The 24,510-nt window shown below is 63.5% G+C and carries 27 protein-coding genes and 1 tRNA gene; 11 read left to right on the forward strand and 17 right to left on the reverse strand.

The features are described from left to right. Positions 1-3 precede the first annotated feature (3 nt). The 4 genes from ACE3OO_RS03800 (at position 4) to ACE3OO_RS03815 (ending at position 4,392) form a co-directional block, all read left to right on the forward strand. Positions 4-825: an NAD-dependent epimerase/dehydratase family protein gene (locus tag ACE3OO_RS03800; RefSeq protein ID WP_374299880.1), complete on the forward strand. Its 822-nt coding sequence runs from the start codon at positions 4-6 to the stop codon at positions 823-825. A 2-nt stretch (positions 826-827) separates the two neighbouring features. Beyond that, positions 828-1,913, forward strand: a complete 1,086-nt coding sequence (locus ACE3OO_RS03805; RefSeq protein WP_374299881.1) for a mandelate racemase/muconate lactonizing enzyme family protein — start codon at positions 828-830, stop codon at positions 1,911-1,913. Positions 1,914-1,927: 14 nt separating this feature from the next. Beyond that, the gene (locus tag ACE3OO_RS03810) at positions 1,928-2,776 is read left to right on the forward strand and encodes an amidohydrolase family protein (protein WP_374299884.1); all 849 of its coding nucleotides are present in this window, start codon (positions 1,928-1,930) and stop codon (positions 2,774-2,776) included. Between the two features lie 245 nt (positions 2,777-3,021). Beyond that, positions 3,022-4,392: a DEAD/DEAH box helicase gene (locus ACE3OO_RS03815; protein ID WP_374299886.1), complete on the forward strand. Its 1,371-nt coding sequence runs from the start codon at positions 3,022-3,024 to the stop codon at positions 4,390-4,392. A 53-nt stretch (positions 4,393-4,445) separates the two neighbouring features. Here the strand turns inward: ACE3OO_RS03815 and pcaC are convergent, their stop codons facing one another. From pcaC to pcaH, 8 genes are read right to left on the reverse strand one after another with little or no spacing between them, the layout of a single operon-like run. Next, positions 4,446-4,841, reverse strand: a complete 396-nt coding sequence (pcaC, locus tag ACE3OO_RS03820; RefSeq protein WP_374299888.1) for a 4-carboxymuconolactone decarboxylase — start codon at positions 4,839-4,841, stop codon at positions 4,446-4,448. A gap of 16 nt (positions 4,842-4,857) precedes the next feature. Then, positions 4,858-5,640 (reverse strand): 3-oxoadipate enol-lactonase, encoded by a 783-nt coding sequence (pcaD, locus tag ACE3OO_RS03825; protein ID WP_374299890.1) that lies wholly within the window; start codon positions 5,638-5,640, stop codon positions 4,858-4,860. A 17-nt stretch (positions 5,641-5,657) separates the two neighbouring features. After that, on the reverse strand, positions 5,658-7,007 hold the full coding sequence (locus ACE3OO_RS03830; RefSeq protein WP_374299892.1) for a 3-carboxy-cis,cis-muconate cycloisomerase: 1,350 nt from the start codon (positions 7,005-7,007) through the stop codon (positions 5,658-5,660). Further along, entirely contained in the window at positions 7,001-8,323 is a 1,323-nt protein-coding gene (locus tag ACE3OO_RS03835) for a TRAP transporter large permease (protein WP_374299895.1), read from the reverse strand. Before ACE3OO_RS03835 ends, ACE3OO_RS03830 begins: the two co-directional genes overlap by 7 nt. Continuing rightward, positions 8,320-8,874, reverse strand: a complete 555-nt coding sequence (locus tag ACE3OO_RS03840; RefSeq protein WP_374299897.1) for a TRAP transporter small permease — start codon at positions 8,872-8,874, stop codon at positions 8,320-8,322. Before ACE3OO_RS03840 ends, ACE3OO_RS03835 begins: the two co-directional genes overlap by 4 nt. Next, positions 8,855-9,904 (reverse strand): TRAP transporter substrate-binding protein, encoded by a 1,050-nt coding sequence (locus tag ACE3OO_RS03845; protein ID WP_374299899.1) that lies wholly within the window; start codon positions 9,902-9,904, stop codon positions 8,855-8,857. The genes ACE3OO_RS03840 and ACE3OO_RS03845 overlap by 20 nt, the downstream gene beginning before the upstream one ends. A gap of 39 nt (positions 9,905-9,943) precedes the next feature. Beyond that, positions 9,944-10,513, reverse strand: a complete 570-nt coding sequence (gene pcaG / locus ACE3OO_RS03850; RefSeq protein ID WP_374299901.1) for a protocatechuate 3,4-dioxygenase subunit alpha — start codon at positions 10,511-10,513, stop codon at positions 9,944-9,946. 1 nt (position 10,514) lies between these two features. Next, positions 10,515-11,222 carry a protocatechuate 3,4-dioxygenase subunit beta gene (pcaH, locus tag ACE3OO_RS03855; RefSeq protein WP_374299904.1) on the reverse strand — a complete coding sequence of 236 codons (708 nt, stop codon included), beginning with the start codon at positions 11,220-11,222 and terminating at the stop codon, positions 10,515-10,517. A 142-nt stretch (positions 11,223-11,364) separates the two neighbouring features. Between pcaH and ACE3OO_RS03860 the strand changes: the two genes are divergently transcribed. After that, positions 11,365-12,132 carry an IclR family transcriptional regulator gene (locus ACE3OO_RS03860; protein WP_374299906.1) on the forward strand — a complete coding sequence of 256 codons (768 nt, stop codon included), beginning with the start codon at positions 11,365-11,367 and terminating at the stop codon, positions 12,130-12,132. A 216-nt stretch (positions 12,133-12,348) separates the two neighbouring features. After that, positions 12,349-12,837 carry a MarR family winged helix-turn-helix transcriptional regulator gene (locus tag ACE3OO_RS03865; protein WP_374299908.1) on the forward strand — a complete coding sequence of 163 codons (489 nt, stop codon included), beginning with the start codon at positions 12,349-12,351 and terminating at the stop codon, positions 12,835-12,837. Here the strand turns inward: ACE3OO_RS03865 and ACE3OO_RS03870 are convergent. The 4 genes from ACE3OO_RS03870 to ACE3OO_RS03885 form a co-directional block, all read right to left on the reverse strand. Then, positions 12,834-14,096, reverse strand: coding sequence for a thiolase family protein (locus ACE3OO_RS03870; protein ID WP_374299910.1), 1,263 nt, complete (start codon positions 14,094-14,096; stop codon positions 12,834-12,836). The two genes, ACE3OO_RS03865 and ACE3OO_RS03870, sit on opposite strands and share 4 nt — an antisense overlap. Continuing rightward, a complete protein-coding gene (locus tag ACE3OO_RS03875; RefSeq protein ID WP_374299913.1) occupies positions 14,086-15,948 on the reverse strand; it encodes a feruloyl-CoA synthase in 1,863 nt (620 codons plus the stop codon). The genes ACE3OO_RS03870 and ACE3OO_RS03875 overlap by 11 nt, the downstream gene beginning before the upstream one ends. A gap of 115 nt (positions 15,949-16,063) precedes the next feature. Beyond that, positions 16,064-16,906 (reverse strand): crotonase/enoyl-CoA hydratase family protein, encoded by an 843-nt coding sequence (locus ACE3OO_RS03880; protein ID WP_374299915.1) that lies wholly within the window; start codon positions 16,904-16,906, stop codon positions 16,064-16,066. Between the two features lie 135 nt (positions 16,907-17,041). After that, positions 17,042-17,128: transfer RNA gene (locus tag ACE3OO_RS03885), tRNA-Leu, on the reverse strand. A 262-nt stretch (positions 17,129-17,390) separates the two neighbouring features. On the opposite strand from ACE3OO_RS03885, the gene ACE3OO_RS03890 reads away from it, so the two are divergent. The 4 genes from ACE3OO_RS03890 to ACE3OO_RS03905 all read left to right on the forward strand — a co-directional run bounded on the left by ACE3OO_RS03890 (position 17,391) and on the right by ACE3OO_RS03905 (position 20,167). Further along, positions 17,391-18,386, forward strand: a complete 996-nt coding sequence (locus tag ACE3OO_RS03890) for a helix-turn-helix domain-containing protein (protein ID WP_374299917.1) — start codon at positions 17,391-17,393, stop codon at positions 18,384-18,386. Positions 18,387-18,506: 120 nt separating this feature from the next. Further along, positions 18,507-19,088, forward strand: coding sequence for a YqaA family protein (locus tag ACE3OO_RS03895; protein ID WP_374299919.1), 582 nt, complete (start codon positions 18,507-18,509; stop codon positions 19,086-19,088). Positions 19,089-19,103: 15 nt separating this feature from the next. Next, the gene (locus ACE3OO_RS03900; protein WP_374299921.1) at positions 19,104-19,607 is read left to right on the forward strand and encodes a disulfide bond formation protein B; all 504 of its coding nucleotides are present in this window, start codon (positions 19,104-19,106) and stop codon (positions 19,605-19,607) included. After that, positions 19,607-20,167, forward strand: coding sequence for a demethoxyubiquinone hydroxylase family protein (locus ACE3OO_RS03905; protein WP_374299923.1), 561 nt, complete (start codon positions 19,607-19,609; stop codon positions 20,165-20,167). The genes ACE3OO_RS03900 and ACE3OO_RS03905 overlap by 1 nt, the downstream gene beginning before the upstream one ends. 9 nt (positions 20,168-20,176) lie before the next feature. On the opposite strand, the gene ACE3OO_RS03910 is transcribed toward ACE3OO_RS03905, so the two are convergent. The 3 genes from ACE3OO_RS03910 to ACE3OO_RS03920 all read right to left on the reverse strand — a co-directional run bounded on the left by ACE3OO_RS03910 (position 20,177) and on the right by ACE3OO_RS03920 (position 22,209). Further along, entirely contained in the window at positions 20,177-20,722 is a 546-nt protein-coding gene (locus ACE3OO_RS03910; RefSeq protein WP_374299925.1) for an HNH endonuclease, read from the reverse strand. 93 nt (positions 20,723-20,815) lie between these two features. Then, positions 20,816-21,517: an alpha/beta hydrolase gene (locus ACE3OO_RS03915; RefSeq protein ID WP_374299927.1), complete on the reverse strand. Its 702-nt coding sequence runs from the start codon at positions 21,515-21,517 to the stop codon at positions 20,816-20,818. Continuing rightward, a complete protein-coding gene (locus ACE3OO_RS03920; protein ID WP_374299928.1) occupies positions 21,514-22,209 on the reverse strand; it encodes a DNA-3-methyladenine glycosylase in 696 nt (231 codons plus the stop codon). Before ACE3OO_RS03920 ends, ACE3OO_RS03915 begins: the two co-directional genes overlap by 4 nt. 36 nt (positions 22,210-22,245) lie before the next feature. On the opposite strand from ACE3OO_RS03920, the gene gluQRS reads away from it, so the two are divergent. Beyond that, the gene (gene gluQRS, locus ACE3OO_RS03925) at positions 22,246-23,127 is read left to right on the forward strand and encodes a tRNA glutamyl-Q(34) synthetase GluQRS (protein ID WP_374299930.1); all 882 of its coding nucleotides are present in this window, start codon (positions 22,246-22,248) and stop codon (positions 23,125-23,127) included. Here gluQRS and ACE3OO_RS03930 read toward each other — a convergent pair whose 3' ends face one another. Further along, positions 23,128-23,955, reverse strand: a complete 828-nt coding sequence (locus ACE3OO_RS03930; protein ID WP_374299933.1) for a hypothetical protein — start codon at positions 23,953-23,955, stop codon at positions 23,128-23,130. 68 nt (positions 23,956-24,023) lie between these two features. Continuing rightward, positions 24,024-24,503: an acyloxyacyl hydrolase gene (locus ACE3OO_RS03935; RefSeq protein ID WP_374299935.1), complete on the reverse strand. Its 480-nt coding sequence runs from the start codon at positions 24,501-24,503 to the stop codon at positions 24,024-24,026. Positions 24,504-24,510 lie beyond the last annotated feature (7 nt).

Raw genomic sequence — 24,510 nt, forward strand, 5'->3', positions numbered from 1 at the left:
GGCATGAAACGCGTTCTGCTGACCGGAGCAAGCGGCGGCGTCGGCACGCGGCTGCGCCAATTGCTCAAGCCGATCTATCCCGAATTGGTCCTGAGCGATATCAAGGCGCCGGCAGACCTGCGCCCGGATGAAACCTTCATCCCAGCCGATCTGGCCGATATGGCTGCCGTGGAGAAGATCTGCTCGGGTATCGAGGGGATCGTGCATCTGGGTGGCTTCTCCGTGGAAGGCCCGTGGGAAACCATCCTGAACGCCAACATCATCGGCACCTACAACCTGTTTGAGGCGGCCCATCGCAAAGGCGTGAAACGCGTGGTTTTCGCCTCGTCCAACCATGTCATGGGCTTCCATCCGCGCAGCCGCAAGATCGGCATCGAGGCCGTGCCCAAACCCGACACCCGCTATGGCCTGAGCAAGCTGTTCGGCGAAGGCGTCGGCGCGCTCTATGCCCACAAGCACGGCATGGGCGTGCTGAGCATCCGCATCGGCAATTTCGGCGACAAGCCGATCGACGAGCGGCGGCTGGCGATCTGGCTGAAGCCCGACGATCTGGTGCAACTGGTCCGCATCGGCCTGGAAAAGCCCGATCTGATCTATGAAGTGGTTTACGGCATGTCCGACAACAAGCGGGCCTGGTGGGACAATGCCAACGCCCTGCGGCTGGGTTATCGTCCGGCAGGCCAGTCGGAGGATTTCGCGGCAGAAGCACTGGACGCACAGAAGACCCTGCCGAAAGACCCCATCGGCGATCATTTCCAGGGCGGCAGCCCCTTCTGCAGCCAGGAATTCGATGGCGATTTCGAGGCCCTGAAAAAACGGCTGTAAGGATGCGGATCAAAAGCATTGATACCGTCACGCTGAAAATACCCTTCGGCGATCTTTATGATGGCCCGCGGGCCAAGCGCCGCGGCTGGACCGAATTCGATACCCTGCTGCTGCGGATCGAGACCGAAGACGGCCTGGTCGGCTGGGGCGAGGCTTTCGCCTATAGCTGCGCCTCGGCCGTGCGCGCCGCGGTGCATGACATGATTGCGCCGCTGGCCATCGGTCGCGAAACGAGCGATATCCCGGCGCTCAACCGCGACCTGCAGAAGGAACTGCATATCTGGGGACGCTACGGCATCACCATTTTCGCGCTGTCTGGCCTGGATATCGCTTTGTGGGACATCGCCGGCAAGCGTGCAGGCAAGAGCCTGTCCGCGCTGCTCGGCCGCCGGCGCGGCCATGTGCCGGCCTATGCCAGCCTGGTGCGGTATGGCGGCGCGGAACCGATCGCGACGATGACGCAAAAAGCCGTGGCGGAGGGCTATGGCGACGTCAAGCTGCACGAGGTCACCTATCAGGCTATCGCCGCCGCACGCGCCGCCGTCGGCCCGCATATCCGCATCACCACGGATGTCAATTGCGGCTGGAGCCTGGCGGAAGCCGAAGAATTGTTGCCGAAGATGAGGGACCTCGACCTGTTCTGGGTCGAGGAACCGATCTTTCCGCCCGAGGATTACGAAACGCTGGCCGCCTTGCGCCGCCGCTTTGGCGTGCCGCTTTCGGCTGGCGAGAACGCCTGTACGGCGACGGAATTCCGCCGCCTGATCGCGGCGCTGGACTACCCGCAGCCCAGCGTGATCAAGGTGGGCGGCGTAAGCGAATTCCTGGCCGTGGCCAGACTGGCGGGCGTAGCCGAGAAAACCCTGATGCCGCATTCACCCTATTTCGGCCCGGGATACTGGGCCACCCTGCAGTTGGCGGCCCATCTCGAGCATGTCGGCCTGTTCGAATTCCTCTATGTCCGGCCCGAGGCCTTCAGCGGGCATGACATACCGCTGCCGCAACAGGGCCACATCGCCATCCCCGACATGCCTGGTATCGGCTTCGTGCCAGACGAAGACGTGCTGAGACGTTACCGTGTTGCCTGACCGCTGGAGCCATCATGAGCTACACCCGCATCCTCACCGGCCCGAAGCCTGAACTGCAGATGCCCAAGGGTGCCTGCGACACCCATATCCATTTCTATGACAGCCGCTATGCCGCCCTGCCCGGCACGCCGACGCCGCCGGATGCCTCGGTGGGCGATTACCGCCAGGTGATGGCCTGGCTGGGGATCGAGCGGGTCGTGGTGGTGCAGCCCAACGCCTATGGCGACGACAATCGCCTGACCATCGCCGCCACGGCCGAGCTGGGCTCCATTGCCCGTGCCGTTGTCGTGGTGAAACCCGGTGTGGCGGATGCCGAACTGGAGCGCCTGACCAAAGCCGGCGCACGTGGCCTGCGTATCATGGCGCTGCTGGGCGGCACGCTGGGGCTGGATGTGGCAGAGGAAATGGCTGCCCGCGTCGCGGCTCATGGCTGGCATCTGCTGCTGCAGCTCGATGGCCGCGACCTGCCCCAGCACGAGGCGATGATCCGCCGCCTGCCCTGCAAGGTTGTGATCGACCATATCGGCAAATTCCTCGAACCGGTGCCGGTGGAGCATCCGTCTTTTCAATGCCTGCAGCGACTGGTGGATAGCGGCAATGTCTGGGTCAAGCTGGCAGCGGCTTACGAGACATCGAAAACCGGCAAGCCGAAATACGAGGATGTCGGCGCTCTGGCGAAAGCATTGGTGAAGCAGGCGCCAGAGCGCATGATCTGGGCCAGCAACTTCCCGCATGCCCAGGCGCATAAATTCGGTTATCCGGACGAAGCCGCCCTGCTCGACCTGATGCTGGACTGGGCACCGAATGAGGCCGACCGGAAAAAGATCTTCACCGACAACCCGGCGGAATTGTACGGCTTTTGAGAGTAATCGCTTATTTCGCTTGACCTTGGGCAATATAGGGCCCATATACCGCCTGCCGTTTCGACGGCTTCGCGTCGTGGCCGCGTGAGCGAAGAGCATTTCAGGCTCTTTCGTCCTGCCCGACGCCTCGCACTCCCATTCACGACCCAGGTCACGCGGGGACGTTTTACCGGACCCGCGTCCGATCGCTGCGCTGCAGGCAAGCCGCCTGGCGCCGTCGTGCGCTTACACTTAAGGATTCCATTTTGACCAGCTTTACCGAACTCGGCCTCGACCAGGCCCTGCTCAATGCCCTGATCGCGGGCAAATACACCCAGCCGACGCCGATCCAGGCCCAGGCCATTCCTCCGGTTCTGGCCGGCCGCGACCTGCTGGGCATTGCCCAGACCGGCACCGGCAAGACCGCCGCCTTCGCCCTGCCGATCCTGCATCGCCTGGCCGCCAATAACCGCCGCCCGGCACCGAAGACCTGCCGCGCTCTGGTGTTGAGCCCCACGCGCGAACTGGCTTCGCAGATCGCCGACAAATTCCGCGCCTATGGCCGCGAGATGAAACTCTCGGTCACCGTCGTATTCGGTGGCGTGGGCATGAACCCGCAGGTGCAGGCCTTGGCGCGTGGCGTCGATGTGCTCGTCGCCACCCCGGGCCGCCTGATCGACCACATGCAGCAGGGCACCCTTCGGCTTGACGCCGTCGAGACCGTCGTGCTGGACGAAGCCGACCAGATGCTCGACCTGGGCTTCGTGCATGCCATCAAGCGCATCTCGCAGGCCCTGCCCAAGCAGCGCCAGAGCCTGTTCTTCTCGGCCACCATGCCGCAGAACATCGCCCAGCTTGCCGCCGGCTTCCTGAAAGACCCCGTGCGCGTCGAGGTGACGCCGGCCGCCACCACGGTCGAGCGCATCGACCAGCAGGTGATTTTCGTCGAGGCCGAGCGCAAGCGCGCCCTGCTCGCCGAGATCATGACCGACGCCAGCATCACGCGCGCGCTGGTGTTCACCCGCACCAAGCATGGCGCCGACCGCGTCGCCCGCCATCTGACCAGCGGTGGCGTGCCGGCCAGCGCCATCCACGGCAACAAGTCGCAGAGCCAGCGCGAGCGCGCCCTGGCCGATTTCAAGGCCGGCCGCGTCCGTGTGCTTGTCGCCACCGACATCGCCGCCCGCGGCATCGATGTCACCGGCGTCAGCCATGTGGTGAATTTCGAGCTGCCTAATGTGCCGGAAAGCTACGTCCACCGCATCGGCCGCACCGCGCGTGCCGGCAAGGACGGCATGGCAATCTCGCTCTGCGCCCAGGATGAACGCGCTTATCTGCGCGACATCGAAAAAGTGACGCGCCAGCGCATCCCCTTCACGGATCGGCGCGGCGACGCCAAGCTGGCGGCCGCCACCGCCGCCGAGCCGAAAGGCGAGGCACGGCCGCACCAGCAGCAACGCCCGCATGGCCACAATCATGCCGGCGGCCGCAAGGATAGCCAGCGCAACGACGGCCATCGCGGCCGCAGCGATCAGGGCCAGCCGCAGCAGAACCGCAAGCCGGGCGGCAAGCGTTTCGGCCGGCCGCAGCAGCAGGGCGGTGGCCAGAATCGCGGCCAGCGCCAGGCTTCGCACTAATCGTTCCCGAACCCCGGGAAAAAGCGGCGCCGAAAGGCGCCGCTTTTTTATTGTCAGAATTTATGGCCGTCCTTTTCCATCTGGGCAAAGACTTCCTCGGCCCAGTGGGTGGCGCTGTTGCCGGCCGGAACGCCGCAATAGACGGCTGCCTGCTTGATCACCGCGCGGATATCGTTTTTGGTCAGGCCGTTGTTGAAAGCGGCCTTCACATGCAGCTTGAACTCGTCGACGCGATTGAGCGCGATCATCGTCGACAGCACCATGCAACTGCGCGTCTTGCGATCCAGGGTGGGATCGGTCCAGATCTCGCCCCAGGCATAGCGGGTGATGAAATTCTGGAAATCGCCGTTGAAGTCGTTGATCTTGGTCAGCGAGCGATCGACATGCGCATCGCCCAGCACGGCGCGCCGGACGGTCATCCCGGCGCCATAGCGGTCCTTGTCATCCATCACGATATCCTTTCAGTCAGCCGGCCAGGAAACCGGTGAGCAGCTGGGTGAATTCCTCGGCCCGCTCGACATTGGAAAGATGGGCAGCCGGCAATTCGGCATAGCGGGCGCCGGGAATGGCATCGGCGACGAAACGGCCATCCTGCGCCGGAGTGGCGAGGTCGTGTGTGCCGGCGATCACCAGCACGGGCAGGCGAATGGCAGCAATGCCATCGCGCTGATCCATGTCGCGAACGGCGGCGCAGGCGGCGCAATACCCTTCCGGCGCCGTGGTCAGCAGCATATCCGAAATAACCTTCACGGATGACGGGTGCAGCTTGACGAAATCCTCGGTGAACCAGCGCTGTATCACGCCATTCAGAATCGCCGCCATGCCGCCCTTCTCCACCGCAGCGATGCGGGTGTTCCAAACCTCCGGCGTGCCGATCTTTGCGGCCGTGTTGCACAACACGAGACGGCTGAAGCGCTGTGGCGCATGGATGCCGAGCCACATGCCGGTCATGCCGCCCATCGACAGGCCGCAGAACATCGCGCGGTCGATGCCCAGCCCGTCCATCAGGGTCAGGACATCGCGGCCGAGCCGGTCGACCTGATAGGGTTTCGGCGGCAGGCCGGACTGGCCATGGCCGCGGGTATCGTAACGCAGCACCCGATATCGTTCCGCCAGCGCCGGCATCTGCGGCTCCCACATGCCGAGATCGGTGCCCAGCGAGTTGGACAGCACGAGAACCGGCGCATTGTCCGGACCGTCCAGCCGGTAATGCAGTTCGACGCCATCGTCGCAGGCGATAAACGGCATGAAGCCTCCTGTGTATATTACTGTCGGCGGGCAGCCAGCACGCGATCGACCAGCGTTGCGGCCACACCGGTATAGCCGAGCGGATCGAAAAGCTGAGCCAGCGTGTTCGCGCCCAAATGCTGGGACACCACGGCATCCTCCGCCAGCACGTCGCGCAGGTGGCGCTTCTCGGACACCGCCCGCTTCGATGCCGCCTCGACGCGCTGGTGCGCTGCCATGCGACCGATCTTGGCGCCCAAAGCCATCGTCACCGCTTCAGCCATGATCAGGCCATTGGTGACATCCATATTGGCCCGCATGCGGCCGGCGTCGACTTCAAGGCCCTCGATGGTGTCGGCCATCTGTGCCAGTGCCCCGGCGCTGAGCTGCACCAGTTCCGGCAAGGCCTCCCATTCGGCATGCCAGCCGCCAAGACCGCGCTCGTGTTCCTGCGCCATGCCGCTGAGCAGGCTGCCGGCCAGATGCGGCACCCGCGTCGCGGCGGCGAGCACGACAGCGGCCGTCACCGGGTTGCGCTTGTGCGGCATGGTGGAAGAGCCCCCACGGCCCTCCCCGGCCGGCTCAAAAGCCTCGCCCACATCGGTCTGCATGAGCAGCGCGATATCACGCGCCATCTTGCCCAGACTGCCGGTCAGCAGGGCCAGCATCGCTGCCAGTTCCACCACGCGGTCACGCGCGCCATGCCACGGCATGGCTGGCAAACCGAGGTTGAGGTCTTCCGCCAAAGCCGCCGCCACCTGCAGGCCCTTGTCGTCGAGTGCGGCGAGTGTGCCAGCGGCACCACCGAATTGCAGCACCAGAAGGCGCGGCTTGAGTTCCGCCAGGCGGGCGCGATGGCGTTCGATGGCATCCAGCCAACCCGCGGCCTTCAGGCCAAAGGTGATCGGCAACGCATGCTGCAGCCAGGTGCGGCCCACCATCGGCGTCTGTTTATGGTTGAGTGCCAGCGCGGCGAGCGCGGCGGACAGGCGTGCGAGGTCGGCTTCGATCAGGGAGAGGGCCTGACGCAGTTGCAGCACCAGCCCGGTATCCATCGCGTCCTGGCTGGTGGCGCCCCAATGCACATAGCGCGCGGCCTCGCCGTCGGATTCGGCCACGCGCGCGGTCAGCATCTTCACCATCGGAATGGCAGTGTTGCCGGCCTTTGCCGCGGCATCGGCCAGGACAGCAAGATCGTAGGCATCGGCGACGCAGGCCGAAACAATGGGGGCAACCGCCGCCTGGGGTATTACACCCGTCTTGGCCTCTGCCCGGGCCAGGGCCGCCTCGAAATCCAGCATGCCCTGCAGATGGGCATGGTCGGAAAACACCGCAGCGATGGCAGGGCCGGCAAAGAGAGGGGCGAAGATGCCCCGGTCAGCTACCATTTAACAAGCTCCAGCAATCCATAGGTCAGGACCGGGAAGATCAACAGAAGGGCAACGCGCACCGCATCCGAGATCAGGAACGGCACCACGCCACGGAAAGTGTGCCGCATCGGCACGTCGCGCGCCAGCTTGTTGATGACAAAAACATTCATGCCGACCGGCGGGGTGATCAGGCCGACCTCGACCACGATCAGGATCAGGATGCCGAACCAGATCGCGGTCTGCTCGGGCGTCAGCCCGAAATCGAGCGCAAAAATCGCCGGCAGGAAAATCGGCAGGGTCAGCAGAATCATGCTGAGCGAATCCATCAGGCAACCCAGCACCAGGTAGACCAGAAGGATCATCAGCATGACCATCATGGGCGACAGGCCGCTGCGGCCGATGGCATCGGCCAGTTCCTGGGGCACGCCGCTGAGCGCCATGAAGGAATTGAAAATCTCGGCGCCGATCAGGATCATGAAGATCATGCCGGTGCTGATCGCGGTATCGCGCAGACATTCGATCAGACCGTTCAACCGCAATCCGTTCATGGTGACGGCGATCAGCAGGGCGCCGAGCGTACCGAAAGCGGCCGCCTCGGTGGGCGTGAACACGCCGGAATAGATGCCGCCGAGCACCAGCACGAACAGCAGCAGGATCGGTATCAGGTCACGCATGGCCTGCAGGCGCTGGGACCAATTCGAGCGGGGGCCGGCGGGACCGGCCTTGGGATTGATCCGCACATAGATCGCAATCGCGATCATGTAGCCGATGGTCGCCAGAATACCGGGCAGGAAAGCGGCAAAAAACAGCTTGGCGATATTCTGTTCGGCCAGGATGCAATAGACGATCAGCGGAATCGAGGGCGGAATCAGGATGCCCAGCGTGCCGCCGGCCGCCAGGGTGCCGGTAGCGAGGCTGCCAGCATAGCCGTAGCGCTTCATCTCGGGCAGCGCGACCTGGCCCATGGTGGCCGCCGTGGCCAGAGACGAGCCGCAGATGGCGCCGAACATGGCGCAGCCGCCGATGGCCGCCATGGAAAGTCCGCCCCGCACATGGCCGATGAAGGCATTGGCGCCGGCGAACAGCGCCCGGCTGATGCCAGCGCGCGAGGCGATATACCCCATCAGCAGGAAGAGCGGAATGACCGAGAAGCTCTCGGACGAAAGGGTATAGAATGGCCCGGTCTTGAGGCGGTTGAGAAACGGCAGCCAGCCCGACAGCATGATATAGCCGCCAGCCCCCGACAGGATCATGGCGATGGCGATCGGCACGCGGATCACCATCAGGACAATCATCACGCCGATAAACAGAACGCCGATGCCAAGACTTGTCATTCGATCACCTTCGCGGCATCGGCCGCATGACCATCGGTCGCGTCACGCCAGGCCGCGATCAGGCTGGAGATCGCCAGCAGGGCGAATGACGGCACCACGACGATGAAACCGATCCAGGTCGGCAGGCGCAGCACCATCGATTCATCGTTGGCAACCCGCAGTTCCAAACCGCCGATGCCCATGCGCCAGGCCAGAACGCCGGCAACCACGGCAACGCCAAGACTGGCAAACACATCGAGCCATTTCCGCACGACCGGCGGCGCCGCCTCGGTGAAGACGTCGACGATCACGTTGCCCTTGTGCAACTGGCAATAGGGCAGGAACAGCGCAATAGAAGCCGCCATCAGCAGGGCCACGATCTCGATATCGCCCGGGATCGGCGCATTGAGGAAATAGCGCCCCAGAACACTGACCACGGTAATCGTGGCGGCGGCCATCAGGATGAAACCGCCCAGCACCGCAAGAAGGGTGCAGAAGCGGTCAAACAGCGAAGGCGACCGGAAACCGGCCGCCTTCGCCCGCGCAGATGCGTCAGTTGGTTTTTGCGCCATACTTGTCGATCAGGGCCTGTGCCGCAGCCAGCAGCTTGGCGCCATCCTTGCCTTGCTTGTTCATATCTTCCACCCAGGCCGCCTGCACCGACTCCGCCAGCTTGCGCAGCTTGGCGGTTTCGGCATCCGGCATGGTCAGGATCTTGTTGCCGCGGGCCTTGGCCGCATCGAGCCCCGGCTTCTCGACCTCTTCCCAGGCCCTGCCGATCTGCGCCGTGATCGCTGAGCCGGAATTGGCGTCGATCACCTTCTTCAGATCGGCCGGCAGTCCGTCATACTTCGCCTTGTTCATCGCATAGAGGAACACCGAGGTATACAGGCCGCGCGGCCCCGTTACGAGGGTGTGGTGGTCGGTCAGCTCATACAGGCGAAGCGAAACCGTCACTTCCCATGGCACCACCGTACCTTCCACCACGTTCTTGGACAGCGCTTCGGGGGTCTGCGGCACCGGCATGAAAATCGGCGTCGCGCCATATTTGGCCAAAGCATCGCCAACCGGACGTGACGGAGCACGCAGCTTCATGCCCTTCAGGTCATCCACGCTCTGCACCGCCTTGCCCTTGGTATGGATCACGCCGCGGGCATGCACATGGAACAGCAGCGGATGCACATCGGGAAATTCGGCCTTGGCATAGGTCTCGTAGAATTCCCAGGCTGCCTTGGTGGTGGCCTCGGCATCATTGATCATGAAAGGCAGCTCGAAGACCGACATGATCGGGAAGCGGCCAGGCGTGTAGCTGGGCAGGGTCCAGACCACATCAACGATGCCGTCACGCACCTGGTCGTAAAGCTCGGGCGGCTTGCCGCCAAGCTGCATGGCCGGGAAGATGCGCGACTTGATCTTGCCCTGCGACTGTTCCTCGACAGCCTTGGCCCAGGGTTCGATCAGCGATTTCTGCGATGGCGCACCGGCCGGCAGGAAATGCTGGATCTTCAGTTCGACCTGCGCGGCGGCCGGCATGATGGCTGCCGGAGCCAGGGTGGCGCCCGCCACCAAGCTGGCAGCGAGAGCGAGACGACGTGTAAGCATGGTTTCCTCCTCGTTGTCTGGCGCGTCCGGCGCCTTCGGTCAGCAATCGAAAAACACGGTTTCCCCGAAACCTTGCATATGGATGTCCCAATGATACTCCGCCTTGCCCTGCTGGCGCTGCGCGACCAAGGTCGGGCGGCGCGCAACGTCCTCGATCAGGCTCAGCACGGGATCATCGGCGTTGGCGGCTTCATCCGAGAAATAGATGCGGGTGTATAGATGCCGCAGCATGCCGCGCATGAAGATGCAGACCACGATATGCGGCGCCTGCAGGCTGTTGCCGGGTCCTGGCACGGCGCCGGGCTTGATGGTGGTGAAGCTGTACCGGCCGTCCTTGTCGGTCGGCATGCGGCCGAATCCGATGAAAGCACCGTCCAGCGGCTTGTCCTGCATGTCGTCGGGATGGGCATATTTGCCGTCGGCGTTGGCCTGCCAGAATTCCAGCAGCGCATCCGGGATCGGCTTGCCCTCGCCGTCCAAAACCTGGCCGGAAATCACGATCTTTTCGCCCCTCGACGCATCCTTGGCGATATCGTCCCGGGTAATGGCTGTCAGCCCCAGATGCAGATAGGGGCCAACGGTCTGCGAAGCAGTTGGAACAAGCGCCATCTCAGCGAGTCTCCATGGGCGTGGCATCGCGGCCGCGCAGCACGATGTCCCAGCGGTAGCCAAGGGCGAATTCCGGGATCGTGGTCGCCAGATCGAAGCCCGACACCATGCTGTCGCGTGCCCGCTGGTCGGTCACGCAATTGAAAATCGGATCCAGCGGCAGCAACGGATCGCCAGGAAAATACATCTGGGTCACCAGCCGGGTCATGAAACTGGGCCCGAACAGCGAGAAATGGATATGCTGCGGACGCCAGGCATTATGATGGTTCCGCCAGGGATAGGCGCCGGGCTTGATGGTGACAAAACGATAGCGGCCCTCCTCATCCGTGACCGTCCGCCCGTAGCCGGTGAAATTGGGATCCAGCGGCGCATCATGCTGATCCAACGCATGACGATAGCGACCCGTGGAATTAGCCTGCCAGATCTCGATCAGGGTGCGCGGCACCGGGCGGCCATTTTCGTCGAGCACACGGCCGGACAAAATGATCCGCTCGCCGATCGGCTCGCCGGCATGCTGCTTGGTGAGGTCGTTGTCGGTTGGCCCGATCAGGTCATGGCCGAACAGCGGTCCGGTGATTTCGGACAAGGTCTGCGGCATCAGCACCAGGGCCTGGCCCGGCGCGCGCTTGATCGAGGACTGGTATGGCGGATGGAGGTAATTCGGCTGCGTTCCGGCCGCCGGCTTTTTGTAGCCGATAAGGGCTGACATTTGTTTCCTCCCAGCCCTGCCGTGGCGGCAAGGCAGACCCCAATATCAACTTTACATCAAGAAAAGCGACATTGGCTTGACTTGTTGTGCGTATAGCGCACAATGATTTGTATATCAAACATTTCTAGCGGATCACCCTCCCTTGTCAACTGCAATCAATGTCCGCGATTTCTCCACATCGCTTGCCCGCGGTCTCCGTGTCATCACCGCTTTTGACCGCGACCATGACGAGATGACCCTGAGCGAGGTATCGCGCCGGGCCGACATGACCCGTGCCGCCGCCCGCCGCTATCTGCTCACGCTTTGCGAGCTCGGCTATGTCACCGGCGATGGCAAGTATTTCCGCCTCACGCCGCGGGTGCTGGAACTGGGCTTCGCGTTCCTGACTTCCATGCATATCTGGGAACGCGCCCAGCCTTTCATGGAACGCCTGACCGAGCAGGTGAATGAATCCTGCTCGATCTCGGTGCTGGAAGGCGGCGACATCGTGTATGTCGCGCGCGTGCCGACCAAACGCATCATGTCGGTCGCATTGGGTATCGGAACCCGCCTGCCGGCCTTCTGCACCTCGATGGGCCGCGTACTGCTGGCTGATCTGCGGCCGGGCGAACTGGAACAGTTTTTGTCCAACACAGAATTCGCCCCGCTGACGCCGTACACCGTCACCGATCCTGCCCTGCTGCGCGATCGCATCGCCACCGTGCGACAGAATGGCTACGCCGTGGTCGATCAGGAATTGGAAGTCGGTTTACGCTCGATCGCGGTGCCGATCCGCAATCAGGCCGGCCGCGTATTGGCTGCGATGAATGTCAGCGGCCATGCCAGCCGCATCAGCGTGGAGGAAATGCAGCAGCGTTTTCTTTCACCGCTGCTGTATGCCGCCGAAGGCATCCGCATGGCGCTGGCCTGAACGGACCAGACGAAGCGATTGCGGATCGCCCAGGGACCGGCAGCGGCCCATTCGATGCTGACGCGATGACTATTTGGATTTCATGCCATCCCGCCTCTCCAGGTAGTTTTGAATTATAACAATACTGCAGACCGATTTTCAAAAATCCTGCATATTGATTGCCAGTCCGCCGGATATCTTCTACATCCGGGGCAGTCATTCCTGGACGGACACCGCATGGCCGCGAAACAGACAAAACCCGCAACTGCCATCGAACCGATGCCGGAACCATCCGGCAAGATCGATCTTGGTTTGCTGAACGGCCTGCTCGGTTATCGCCTGCGCCGGGCCCAGCTTGCGGTGTTCCAGGATTTCATGACCACGATGAAGGATTACGATCTGCGCCCGGCGCAGTTTTCCGTGCTGGCCATCATCGCCGCCAATCCCGGGCTGAAGCAGTCGCGGGTAAGCGAAGCCCTCGGCATCAACCGCGCAAACTTTGTCGCGCTACTGGATGAGCTGGAGCAGCGCAAGCTGGCACGGCGTGCCGCCGCCGCCGGCGACCGCCGCTCCAACGCCCTATACCTGACCCCGAAAGGCGAAGCGTTCCTCAAGGACGCCTATCAGCATCTGCTACAGTCGCATGAACAGCGGATCGAAACCGCGCTGGGCGACACGGACAAGCAGCTCCTGCTCGGGCTGCTCGACCGCCTCGCCGCACTTTAGGCCGCCTTGGCCGCCGCGTCCGGATTCTCCACCAGCAGGGCAATGCCCTGCCCGCCGCCGATGCAGGCCGAAGCCACGCCGTAACGCAGCCCGGATCGCTGCAGCTCGCGCGCAACCGTCACAGACAGCCGCACACCGGTCGCGGCCAGCGGATGGCCGATGGCGATCGCGCCGCCATTCACGTTCAACCGGTCGCGCGGAATGTCCAGAGCCCGCATGCAGGCCATCACCTGGGCACCAAAAGCCTCATTGATCTCGAAACGATCGATCTGGTCGACACGGATGCCGGCCTTGGCGCAGACGGCCCGGATCGCGGGCACCGGACCGATGCCCATGATCTCGGGCGGTACGCCCACGCTGGCGCCGGCCACGATCCGCGCCAGCGGTTTTTTCTGCTTGCCGCGCAGATACCCGCCACTGGCCACAACGGCCGCCGCGGCGCCATCGACAACGCCGGAGGAATTGCCGCCGGTCTGCACGCCGCCGAAAGCAGGCCGGATTTTGGCCAGCGCCTCGACCGGCGAGGGACGGACATGGGTGTCTTCAGACACCTCCGGCGCCTTGCGGCCCATCTTGATGCCACGGGTATTATAGCCCTTGAGTTCGAATGCCTCGCTGGTCACCGCGGCGATTTCACCGGTGAAGAAACCATCCTTGCGCGCTTTCAATGCGCGGTCGAAACTTTCGGCGGCATAGACATCCACTTCCTCGCGCGTGATCTGGTATTCGCGCGCTAGGTTCTCGGCCGTGTCGCCCATCATGATGCCCGGCGCCGGATCGATCAGCGCCTCCCAGAGGAAATCCTTGAATTCCACCTGGCCCATGCGGAAGCCATTGCGATGCGTATAGGCCGCGACGGGATTGCGGCTCATCGATTCCGCGCCCACCACCAGACCCGTCTGCGTCTGGCCCAGCCTGATCTGGCTGGCCGCCTGAATGATCGCCTCGATGCCGGTGCCGCAGACGCGCTGCACCAGATGCGCCGGCACGCCGACCGGCACGCCCGCATACAGGCCGATATGGCGAGGCAGCATATAGGCGTCATACGAAGCCTGCGCCATGCTGCCGGCCACCACACTGCCGATCTCCTCGGCCGGCACCCCGCTTTTTTTCAGCGCCTCGCGCGCGGCCTTGATACCGAGATCGATCGGCGAGATATCGGCCAGCGGCCCCATGTAATCGGCAAACGGCGTGCGCACGCCATCCACCAGCCAGATATCGTCGAAATCAATGGCAAGAGCGTGCGATTCAGGCGACATGGGCAATTCTTTCCTCTGCGGCGATGACACGGTCGGATGGATGGGGGGCATATAATTCCTCGACCAGCGCGGCACGGTGGCTCAATACGGCGCGCTGGTTGATGGAACCCTTGTCGGTGACCTCGCCAAGATCGAGCGAGGGCGGCGCGTCCAGCAGGATCACCCGGGCGATGCGGCTCGAGCTGCCGGTGGCCTGGGCGGCGAAGCTTTCCAATAGATCGTGGAAGCGCGCCCGCACGCGTGGATCGGCGACAATGGCGGCCAAGGACGCGTCGCCGGGCAGGTCGGGGCAGAGCGCGCGGCAATTGTCCTGGTCAATGACAACAAGTCCGGCCAGATCGTCCCGGTCGTGGCCCGCGATCACCAGGTCGCGCACATAGGGCGCGAAATGGGCGATGAAACGGCCACGCAGCGGACCGACGCTGACCCATGTGCCGCTGGTGAGCTTGAAATCTTCGGAAATGCGGCCGTCGAACAAGAGGCCTTTTTCGGGCCGCTGCGGGTCGATGAATTTCGCCGCATCGCCCAGCATGTAATAGCCGTCTTCATCAAAGGCTTTTGCGCTGAGTTCCGGCATGCGCCAGTAGCCGGGCGTGACATTGGGGCCGCGCAGGCGGATTTCCAGCTTCTGCCCATTCGGCACCAGCTTCACCTCCTGCCCCGGCGCAGGCAGGCCGATGACACCGGACCGATCCACCGGCCAGTTGGCGCAGAGCGAATATGGCGCGGTCTCGGTGGCGCCCAGGCCACTGATGATCGGGATGCGCTCGCCGATGGTGGCAATGGCGAGTTCCTCCAGCGCATCCCACACATGCTGCGGCAGGGCCGCGCCGGCATAAAATATCATCTTCAGCCGGCTGAAGAAGGTTTCCCGCAACGCCGTCTCGGCCCGCAGATAGGGCAGCAGCATCTCGAAACCCTTTGGCACATTGAAATACACCGTGGGCGCAATCTCGCGCAGATTCCGCACACTGCGCTCGATCAATGCGGGAACCGGCTTGCCGTCGTCAATGTAAAGCGACCCGCCGTTATACAGCGTGATGCCAACATTGTGGTTTCCGCCGAAGGTGTGGTTCCACGGCAGCCAGTCGATGAAGACTGGCGGTTCGTCGGCAAAGACCGGCAGAGATTGCACGATCATCTGCTGGTTGCTGCACAGCATGCGCTGGGTGTTGATCACGCCCTTCGGCAGGCCGGTCGAGCCCGAGGTGAACAGGAATTTCGCGATTGTATCCGGCCCCACCGCGGCATGGGCCTGCTCCACGGCCTCGCCCGGCTCGGTGGCCAGCAGATCAGCAAAGATCGTGGCGCGGTTGTCGCCGGGATTCTGCGTCACCACGATTTCCGCATCGGATGCCGCCACCGCCGCCAGCGCCTTGCCGTAGCGCATGCCGTCGGCGGCAAAAATCAGACCGGGCCGCAACACATCCAGCACATGGCGCAGTTTGCCGAAATCGGTGGAGACCAGCGAATAGGCGCTGGAAATCGCCGCCGATGGCACACCCACATGCTGCGCCGCCAATGCCAGCAGGCAATGCTCGATATCGTTGTCGGACAGGATGGCCACGGGACGTTCGGCCGACAGGCCACGATCAAGCAGCGCCTGGCCCAGGCGGCGCACGGCATCCAGCGCCTGGGCATAACCGACATGGCGCCAGTTGCCTGCAGCATCGCGCTGACCGAGAAAAACCCGATCCGGCGCGACCGCAGCCCAATGCACCAGGCGTTCGGTCAGACGATGCGGATAAGGCTCCAGCGGCTCAGGCGAACGCATCAGGATGCTGCCATCCTTCAGATGCGTCAGCTCGGTTTCGGCGCGGCCGAAGCGGACCTGGCGATGCGGGTGCCCCATACTCTGTCGTCTCCTCCCGACGTCACATGCCTGCCATCCGATGGATGGCCGCTTCCGGTGGCCACCCCGACAGGTGCCCGCCGCGTTATGCGCGGTCGGGCCGATTGCCTGGCTATTATTTGCCGACCTTGCCGGCCCGCTTTTCCAGGAAGTCGCGGATACGCGTCTTGGCTTCGATATCGGCCTGGGCGATGGAGGAAATCATGGCCTCCATCATGTAGCCGGCCTCCGGTGCACTGTCGGCGATGCGCGGCAGGGCATGCATCACGGCGAAATTGGTCATTGGCGCGTTGCCGGCAATCTTGGCCGCCAGTTCCAGGGCCTTGGTCATGCCCTCGCCGGCGCCAACCAGATATTGCGACAGGCCAATGGCATGGCCTTCTTCGGCGTTATAGACACGCCCGGTCAGCATCATGTCCATCATGCGGGCAACCCCGATCAGCTTGGGAATCCGCACCGAGCCGCCGCCGCCAACGAAGATGCCGCGCTGCCCTTCCGGCAGTGCGTAGAAAGCCGAAGGCTCGGCGATGCGCACATGGGTCGAGGCCGCCAATTCAAGGCCGCCGCCGATCACCGCACCATGCAGCACCGAGATCACCGGAACACGGCCGAACTGGATATGGCGAAAAGCCTCGTGCCACATCATCGAGTGGCCGACGCCCTCGCTGGCCGAAAGCTCCTGCGTCGCCGACAGGTCGAGACCAGCCGAAAAATGCTCGCCCTCGCCATCCAGCACCACCGCCTTCACACTCTCGGGCACAAGAGTGAAGAACCGCTGCAGGCCCAGCACGGTGGCATTGTCGAGCGCGTTGCGCTTGGCGGCGCGCTTCAGGCGCAGGATGGCAATGTCGCCGCGCAGTTCGACACCCAGGGTCGGCGGCAGCCCCATGCTGACCTCAAGACCCCCGGTTTCCTGACCATTCGGGCTGGTTTTCTTCTCGGCGGCGGTAAGGCGCATGGCGTTTGTTTTTTGGTTGGGTTGAATAATTGTTATGCAATATAACGATTCCTCCCGCCAAGGCAAGCAGGCAGATCGCAGGGAAGCCCACGGCAAAGCCGCGGACCGCAGAATATGCATGTCATTTCAGGAAGGTGGTGCCCCAGGCCGGACTTGAACCAGCACGCCCTTGCGGACAACAGATTTTGAGTCTGTCGCGTCTACCAATTCCACCACTGGGGCCGACAAACCGGTAGCGGTTTGCGGCGCGGATATTACTCAAGCAATCAGCTTAATCAACCGCCGGGACCGAGCGAACCATGACCCAGCCGCCATATCGCGGATAGCTTTTTCGCGGAAATCAGGCGGAAACACTTTTTCCCGGCAAGGGAAAGACCAGCCATTGCGCGCTATTCGCACGAATGTACGGAAAGGGCTTACCCTGCGCTGTGGGTCGGGTTAGATTAATATTGTTGGACATCCAATAAACACCCAGGGAGGGGAAGTGGGCGCGCTCTCGGTCGTCTCGACCGCGGAAGTGGCACCGGCGGAACGGCTGGCGCTGTGGGGCGATTTCGTCTGGCGCCATATCGGCCGCCTGCAATCCGACACGTTCGGCGACAAGCGCTTTGACGGCCGCCTGGAAATCGGCGATCTCGGCGGCCTTAAACTGCTCGACATCGTCGCCAGCCGGCATCGCGTGGTCCGGACCAACACCCTGATCCGCCAGGACGACCGCGGCTATGTGAAGATCGTCGCCCAGGTCGAAGGCTCGGCCTGCTTCGAGCAGAATGGCCGCAAGGTGGTGTTGTCGCCCGGCGAATGGAGCATCTACGACACCACCCGCTCCTATATCGTTTCCAACCCCGAGGCGATCCGCCAGCATGCCGTGCTGCTGCCGCGCGATCGCCTCACCCGCCTTGGCCTCGATCTCGACAATCTGGTGGTGCGACGGTTTTCCGGCCGCAATGGCGTCGGGCGGCTGACCTATGATTTCCTCACCTCCGCCTTCGCCGAGATGCCGGCCGTGACCGCGGGCGGCGGCGGCAACGATCTGGCCGAGACCATGTCACATCTGGTCCGGCTGGCGGCGCTCGACCGGATGGGGACAGACACCGATATCGCCTTGCGCGAGACCACGCGCGACCGCGTGAAAGCCTATATCGATGCCCAATTGCACGACCCGATGCTGTCACTGGACCGCATTGCCGCCGCTATCGGCTGTTCAAAGCGTTATCTGCACAAACTGTTCGCCGACGAGGAAGAAACGCTGAACAGCTATATCTGGCAGGCACGGCTGGAACGTATCCGCCAGGATCTGGCATATCCCGCCTTGCGTGACCGTTCGATCACCGAGATCGCCTTCGCCTGGGGCTTCAATTCCTCCACCCATTTCAGCCGCAGCTTCCGCGAGCGCTATGGCGTCACCCCACGCGGTTACCGCGCCATGGCGCTTGGCGACGGCCATTACTGGCGGCGGCTGGCCGACGCGGCCGAATAACCCCGAAACAGCCGGACACAGGCTTGTCATCACTCCGCTGCGGCGGCGTGCATAGACAAGCCTCCCGTCCTCCGGCATACACAGCGAACCGATTTCCCGCCCCCCGGAGCGTATCAATCCGTGTTTCGCAAGCTGTATGACTGGACCATGCGCCAGGCCGCCCGCCCCAAGGCTGGCCGCGCCCTCGCGGTGGTGTCTTTCCTGGAAAGCTCGATCTTTCCCATCCCGCCCGACGTGATGCTGATTCCGATGTGCCTCGCCAATCGCGAGCGCGCATTCCAGTACGCGCTGATCTGCTCGGTGGCTTCGGTCCTCGGCGGCATCGCCGGCTATGCCATCGGTCATTTCCTGATCGAAACCATGGGCCAGTGGATCATCAACCTCTATGGCTACGCCGACAAATGGCATGCCTTCGAGGCCGCCTATGCCGAATGGGGCGTCTGGATCATCCTGATCAAGGGCCTGACCCCCATTCCCTACAAGCTGGTCACCATCGCCAGCGGTGCCGCCCATTTCAGCCTGACGGTCTTCATCCTGGCTTCGATTGTCACCCGCGGCATCCGGTTCTTCCTGATCGCCGGCCTGCTGTGGAAATTCGGGCCGCCGATCCGCGAGTTCATCGAACGCCGCCTGGCTGTCCTGATGTGGATTTTCTTCATCGGCTTGATTGGCGGCTTTGTCGTCATCAAATATCTGGTCTGACACTCCGGTACCGCCATGCTCCGCACTGTCGCCGACAAGCTCCTTGCCCCCACGCGCTCCGGCCTGCTGATCGCCCTGGCCAGCGCGGCCACTCTCGGCATGGTGTTTATCGCGCAATACGGCTTCGGCCTGGCCCCCTGCCAACTCTGCCTGTGGCAGCGCTGGCCCTATGCGGCAGCGGCCGCATTCGGCATCGCCGCCCTGCTGCTGCCGCGCCAACGGCCGGCCCTGCTGGCCCTGGCCACCTTCAGCTTCCTGATCGGCGGCGGCATCGGCGTCTTTCACCTGGGCGTCGAAGAGAAGTGGTGGCAGGGTCTGACCAGTTGCGGCGGCGGCCCGACGCCCAACAGCATCGATGCCCTGCGCGCCCAGTTGCTGACCGCTCCGGTCGCCCGCTGCGACGAAGTGTCCTTCCGCTTCCTCGGTCTCTCCATGGCCGGCTGGAACGTGTTATGGTCGGCCTGCCTCGTGATCTTTGGTGCCCTGGCGGTGAAACGCGCCGGGCGGGAGAGCAAGTGATGCCGTCGCCCTCACATGCCAAAAAGGCCCGACTCGCCGGCGATCCCGATCCGCGCCAGTTGCTGGAGCGTATCCTGCGTGTCGACCATGCCGGCGAGTATGGCGCCAAGCGCATTTACGAAGGCCAGCTCGCCGTTCTGAAAACGGCACCCTCGACCCCGACCATCCGCCACATGGCCAAGCAGGAGCAGGAGCATCTCGATGCCTTCTCGCGTCTGCTGCCGCAACGCCGGGTACGCCCTACCCTGCTGTCTCCGCTCTGGCATGTCGGCGGGTTCGCCATGGGCGCCGCCACCGCCCTGCTGGGCGAAAAAGCCGCCATGGCTTGCACCGAAGCCGTCGAGGAAGTGATCGACGCCCACTACACGCGGCAGATCGAGGCGCTGGGAGAGTCGGAACCGGAACTGCGCGAACTGATCGAGAAATTCCGCGCGGACGAGATCGAGCATCGTGATACCGCGCGCGCCGAAGGCGCGCATGAGGCGCCGGCCTACGATCTGCTGTCAAAGGGCATCAAGGCCGTCACCCGCGGCGCCATCTGGCTCTCCGAACGGGTCTGAACTGCCGCCTTACGGCTCCAGTTCGCTGTCCCAGTACAGGAAGTCGCGCCAGCTTTCATGCAGGTAGTTGGGTGGGAAAGCGCGGCCGTTGCGCTGCAGTTCCTGCACGCTGGGCACATGAGGCCTGATGCGCGGATGCATGTGGCAGTCTTCCGGCATGCGGCCGCCCTTGGTCAGATTGCAGGGCGCGCAGGCCGCCACCACATTGTCCCAGCGCGTGAGCCCGCCGCGCGAGCGCGGAATGACATGATCGAAGGTCAGCTCATGGCGGCTGCCGCAATACTGGCAGGAGAAGCGATCGCGCAGGAACAGGTTGAACCGCGTGAAGGCGGGCCGGCGGGCTGGCGCGATGTAGCGCTTGAGCGCCACCACGCTGGGCAGCCGCATGCGGAAACTCGGGGAGCGGATTTCCTGGTCGTATTCCGACAGGATCGTGACACGATCCATGCAGACCGCTTTCACTACTTCCTGCCACGGCCAGACCGACAGCGGGAAATAGGAGAGCGGCTGGTAATCCGCATTCAACACTAACGCTGGACAACTCTCAGGGTTCATTGCTTCCCCGGTCCTGGTTGCGTTGCACTGCATTACCATATGCGGGGTTACCGCATCATGACAACTACCTTATTTTGTAAGATCTGCTTGAGCCTATGAACCGTGCGCCAACGCTTCGGCCAGAAAGGCGCCACCAAGCTGCAATCCATCGGGGTCGATGCCATGCCCCAGACCCGGGCAGACATGGAACCGGGCCGGGCAATCGGCATCAGCCAAACCTTGCAGGGCGGCAAACATCGCCTCGATCGGCACGATGTCGTCGGCCTCGCCGTGAACCAGCAGAATCGGCGGCCGGCCGCGGATTTCCTCGCGCAGGCGGTCGCCCAGCAGGGCGCCGGAATAGCCGAGAATCGCAGCTGGCGATGGCACGCGCCGCAGGCCAACATGCAGCGCCATCATGGTGCCCTGGCTGAAACCTACCAATGCCAGCCGGTCGCCGGACAGGTCATGACGCGCAAGTTCGGCATCCAGAAAGACATCCAGCTGCGGCGCCACCTCTTCGGCGGCGGCCTGCATGGCCGCGTATATCTGTGCCGCGTGATGTGGGTCGCGGCGCAGCAGTTCGGGATCGTAACTATCGAGGCCAAACCATTGCCGGCCGCCGCCCAGTCCGGGCGGGAAACCGAAGATACGCCCGGGGGCATGAGGCGCGATAAACGCCGCCTGCGGCAGCAGGCGCTGCCATTGCGCACCGAGTTCGATCAGGTCGTTGCCATCGGCGCCATAGCCATGCAACAGCACGACAAGCTGCCGGGCCCGACCCTGTAGCGGCTTCAGCCTGGGCCCATCGATCATGGCTTGGTTCCGTTTGCCGCCCGATCCGTCGTCAGGCGATTCTGCGTCACGGCATAATAACGCCAGAGCAGACGCGCGGCGACTCCGCGATGCGGACGCCAGGCTTCGGCCATCGCGTCCATTGCCTTCACATCCGGCCGTTCGGGCAAACCAAACAGCCGCTTCACGGCTTCCTGCAAAGCCACATCATGCGCTGGCCAGATATCTTCGCGATCAAGCGCAAACATGAGGAAGATTTCCGCCGTCCAGCGCCCTATGCCCTTCACCTCGGTCAGCATGGCGATGGCGGCGTGATCTTCCAGTTTCGGCAGGACGGCAAGGTCAAGCGCACCCGACTTCACGGCGCGAGCCATATTGCGCAGATAAACGGCTTTTGGCCGGCTGAGACCGCATGCCCGCAGGCGCGGCTCGCTGAGTTTCAGCAAGCGTTCCGGGCTGAACGCCCCATTGGCGCGCCCCTGCACGGTTGCTTCCAGCCGGCCCCAGATCGTATTCGCCGCCGCCACCGATATCTGCTGTTCAACCACGATACGGCAAAGATTGGCGAAATCCGCCGGACGGCGGCGGTCTGACACGAAGCCGACCTGTTCCAATGCCCGGGCGAACCTCGCCTCGCGTGCGCAAAGTTGCGCCAGCGCCAGTTGCGTGCGCTTGCGTTTATCGGGCTTTGTCTTTGACGGCGGCTTTGCCATAACTGTCTCAGCGAATCCTTCTGCATACTTTGGCCGATGCCCTCCCCCGTTGTCACCCGCTGTGCGCCAAGTCCGACCGGCTATCTGCATCTGGGCCATGCCTATGCGGCTGGAATCGCTTTCCTGCGCGCACGCCAGGCCGGCGGCCGCTTCCTGCTGCGGATCGAGGATATCGACCTCACGCGCTGCCGGCCGGAATTCACCGATGCGATCTTCGAGGACCTGGCCTGGCTGGGACTGACCTGGGAACAGCCGGTGCGCCGCCAGTCCGAACATTTCGTCGATTACCGGCAGGCGCTGGATGCCTTGCACGAGCGGGGCCTGCTGTATCCCTGTTTCTGTACCCGCAAGCAGATCACGGCCGAAATCGCCGCGGCCGGTCAGGCGCCGCACGGTTTTGAAGGCGTCGTCTATCCGGGCACCTGCCAGCAACTCGACCATGCCGAGCGCATCGATCGCATGGCCGGCGGAGAGGCTTATGCTCTGCGCCTGAATATGGCGGCAGCTTGCGCGCGGATTCCGACCTGGCCGCTGCATTGGCACGATGAGACCGCCGGCAGACAGACTGTGACACCGGACCTGCTGCTGCAGGGGTTTGGCGATGTGGTGCTGGCGCGCAAGGAAACCCCGGCCAGCTACCATCTCTGCGTCACCCATGATGACGCCCTGCAGGGCATCACGCTGGTCACCCGGGGCAACGACCTGTTCCCCGCCACGCATCTGCATCGCCTGCTGCAGGCTTTGTTCGGCTGGCCGGTACCGGTCTATGCCCATCACCATCTGCTGACGGACGACAGCGGCGAGCGGCTGGCAAAAAGGAAAAATGCGCCATCCCTGCGCGATCTGCGGGATCGCGGCCTGAACCCGTCGGCTATCTGGCAAATGGCCGGGCTGGATCCGAGCCGGATTCTCGACTGATCAGCGCGCGGTCAACCGACGACGGGTTTCCGGATCCAGCCAGTCCAGCATTGGCGCCATCCACGGCCATGACGGGTGCGCCGCGATCAGTCTGTCGATTTCAGCGATGACGCGCTGCCCGCCTGCCGTGCGGTTGCAGGTGATCCCGCCCTCGATCAGGCCGGGAATGCCGGCGATCGACAATCCGGCGATATCAGGTACCGGTGTTTCCTGCCGGGCCTGCTGGGTCGCCTCGAATGGATACAGCACCACCCAGTCCAGGCGTCTGGCTGCCAGCATCGAAACCATGTTGCTGGTTTTCGACAGACGCACCAGCGGCGCATCCTGCAGCATGGCATCCAGGGCCGGGCCATAGGATCGATTGTCGTTGATGCCACCCTTCAGCCTGTCGTGGGCAATCAGGCGCTGCATGTCCACTCCGCCATCGGCCCGGCGGAAACTGGCGAAAGCATCGATGGCATCCGCCCTCACCACCAGGGCGAGGGCCGGCATATGCATGAAATCCCGACTGATCAGAAACTGCCGTTCACGGTTCGGGGTGCGGGCGAGGCCGCTGGCGCAGACCGCGACATCCTGGCGCTCCATGGTTTTGAGCAGGCGCGCCAGGGGCAGATTCTGCATGCTGTGCTGATATCCCGGCAGGCGGCCGATCAGCCAGTCCAGGGCCTGATCGCCAAAGCCGTTGCCCTGGGGGGTGAAAACCGGCGGCCAGTCCGTTTTCAGCCAGACCAGCGCCTCATTGGCCCGCGCCCCGCCAGGCCAAAGCATGAGCAGGCCAAGCAGAAGCACGCATAGCAGACCAGACGAATGGCTGCGGTCAGAACGCATCCGGCCGTGCGTCATTCACGGAAACACAGCCGGCATAAACCGATACCCTGGTTGACCGGCGCCTGCGGTCAGCGACCGCCAAGCGGATGGGAATAGGTTACGAACAGGGTCTCGACGCCAGGATTGCTGTCGTAAATGCTCGCATTCGACATATGGCTGAAACCGATGCCAAGACGGGCGCGATTGTCGAACCGATAGCTGAGTTCGAGCTGGGACTTGAACTCGATGGCGCCACCGAGGTCCTTGCCGTCGCCTTTGCGATACAGGCCCGGAGCAAAGCTGGGCGTCAGCACCCAGCGACGGCCGAGATACACATCGACCAGAACGCCGGCATAGCCGTAGACCGCCTCTTCATGGGTCGCCATGGCGCCGACAAACGGCTTGAATATCCAGAATTTATCGTTGTGCCGATATTCCAGCCGGCCTTCAAAGGCCTCGTTGTCGTCGAGAATGTCGTGATAACCGGCGCTGATCGCCAGGAAGGCCGGATCGTCGCCATTCTTGGTCGTCTGGGCCGCAACGGGGCCGCCGAAAAAAACCGCAGCCATAGCCATA

The sequence above is a fragment of the Ferrovibrio sp. genome (assembly GCF_041906005.1).
Lineage (GTDB): Bacteria > Pseudomonadota > Alphaproteobacteria > Ferrovibrionales > Ferrovibrionaceae > Ferrovibrio.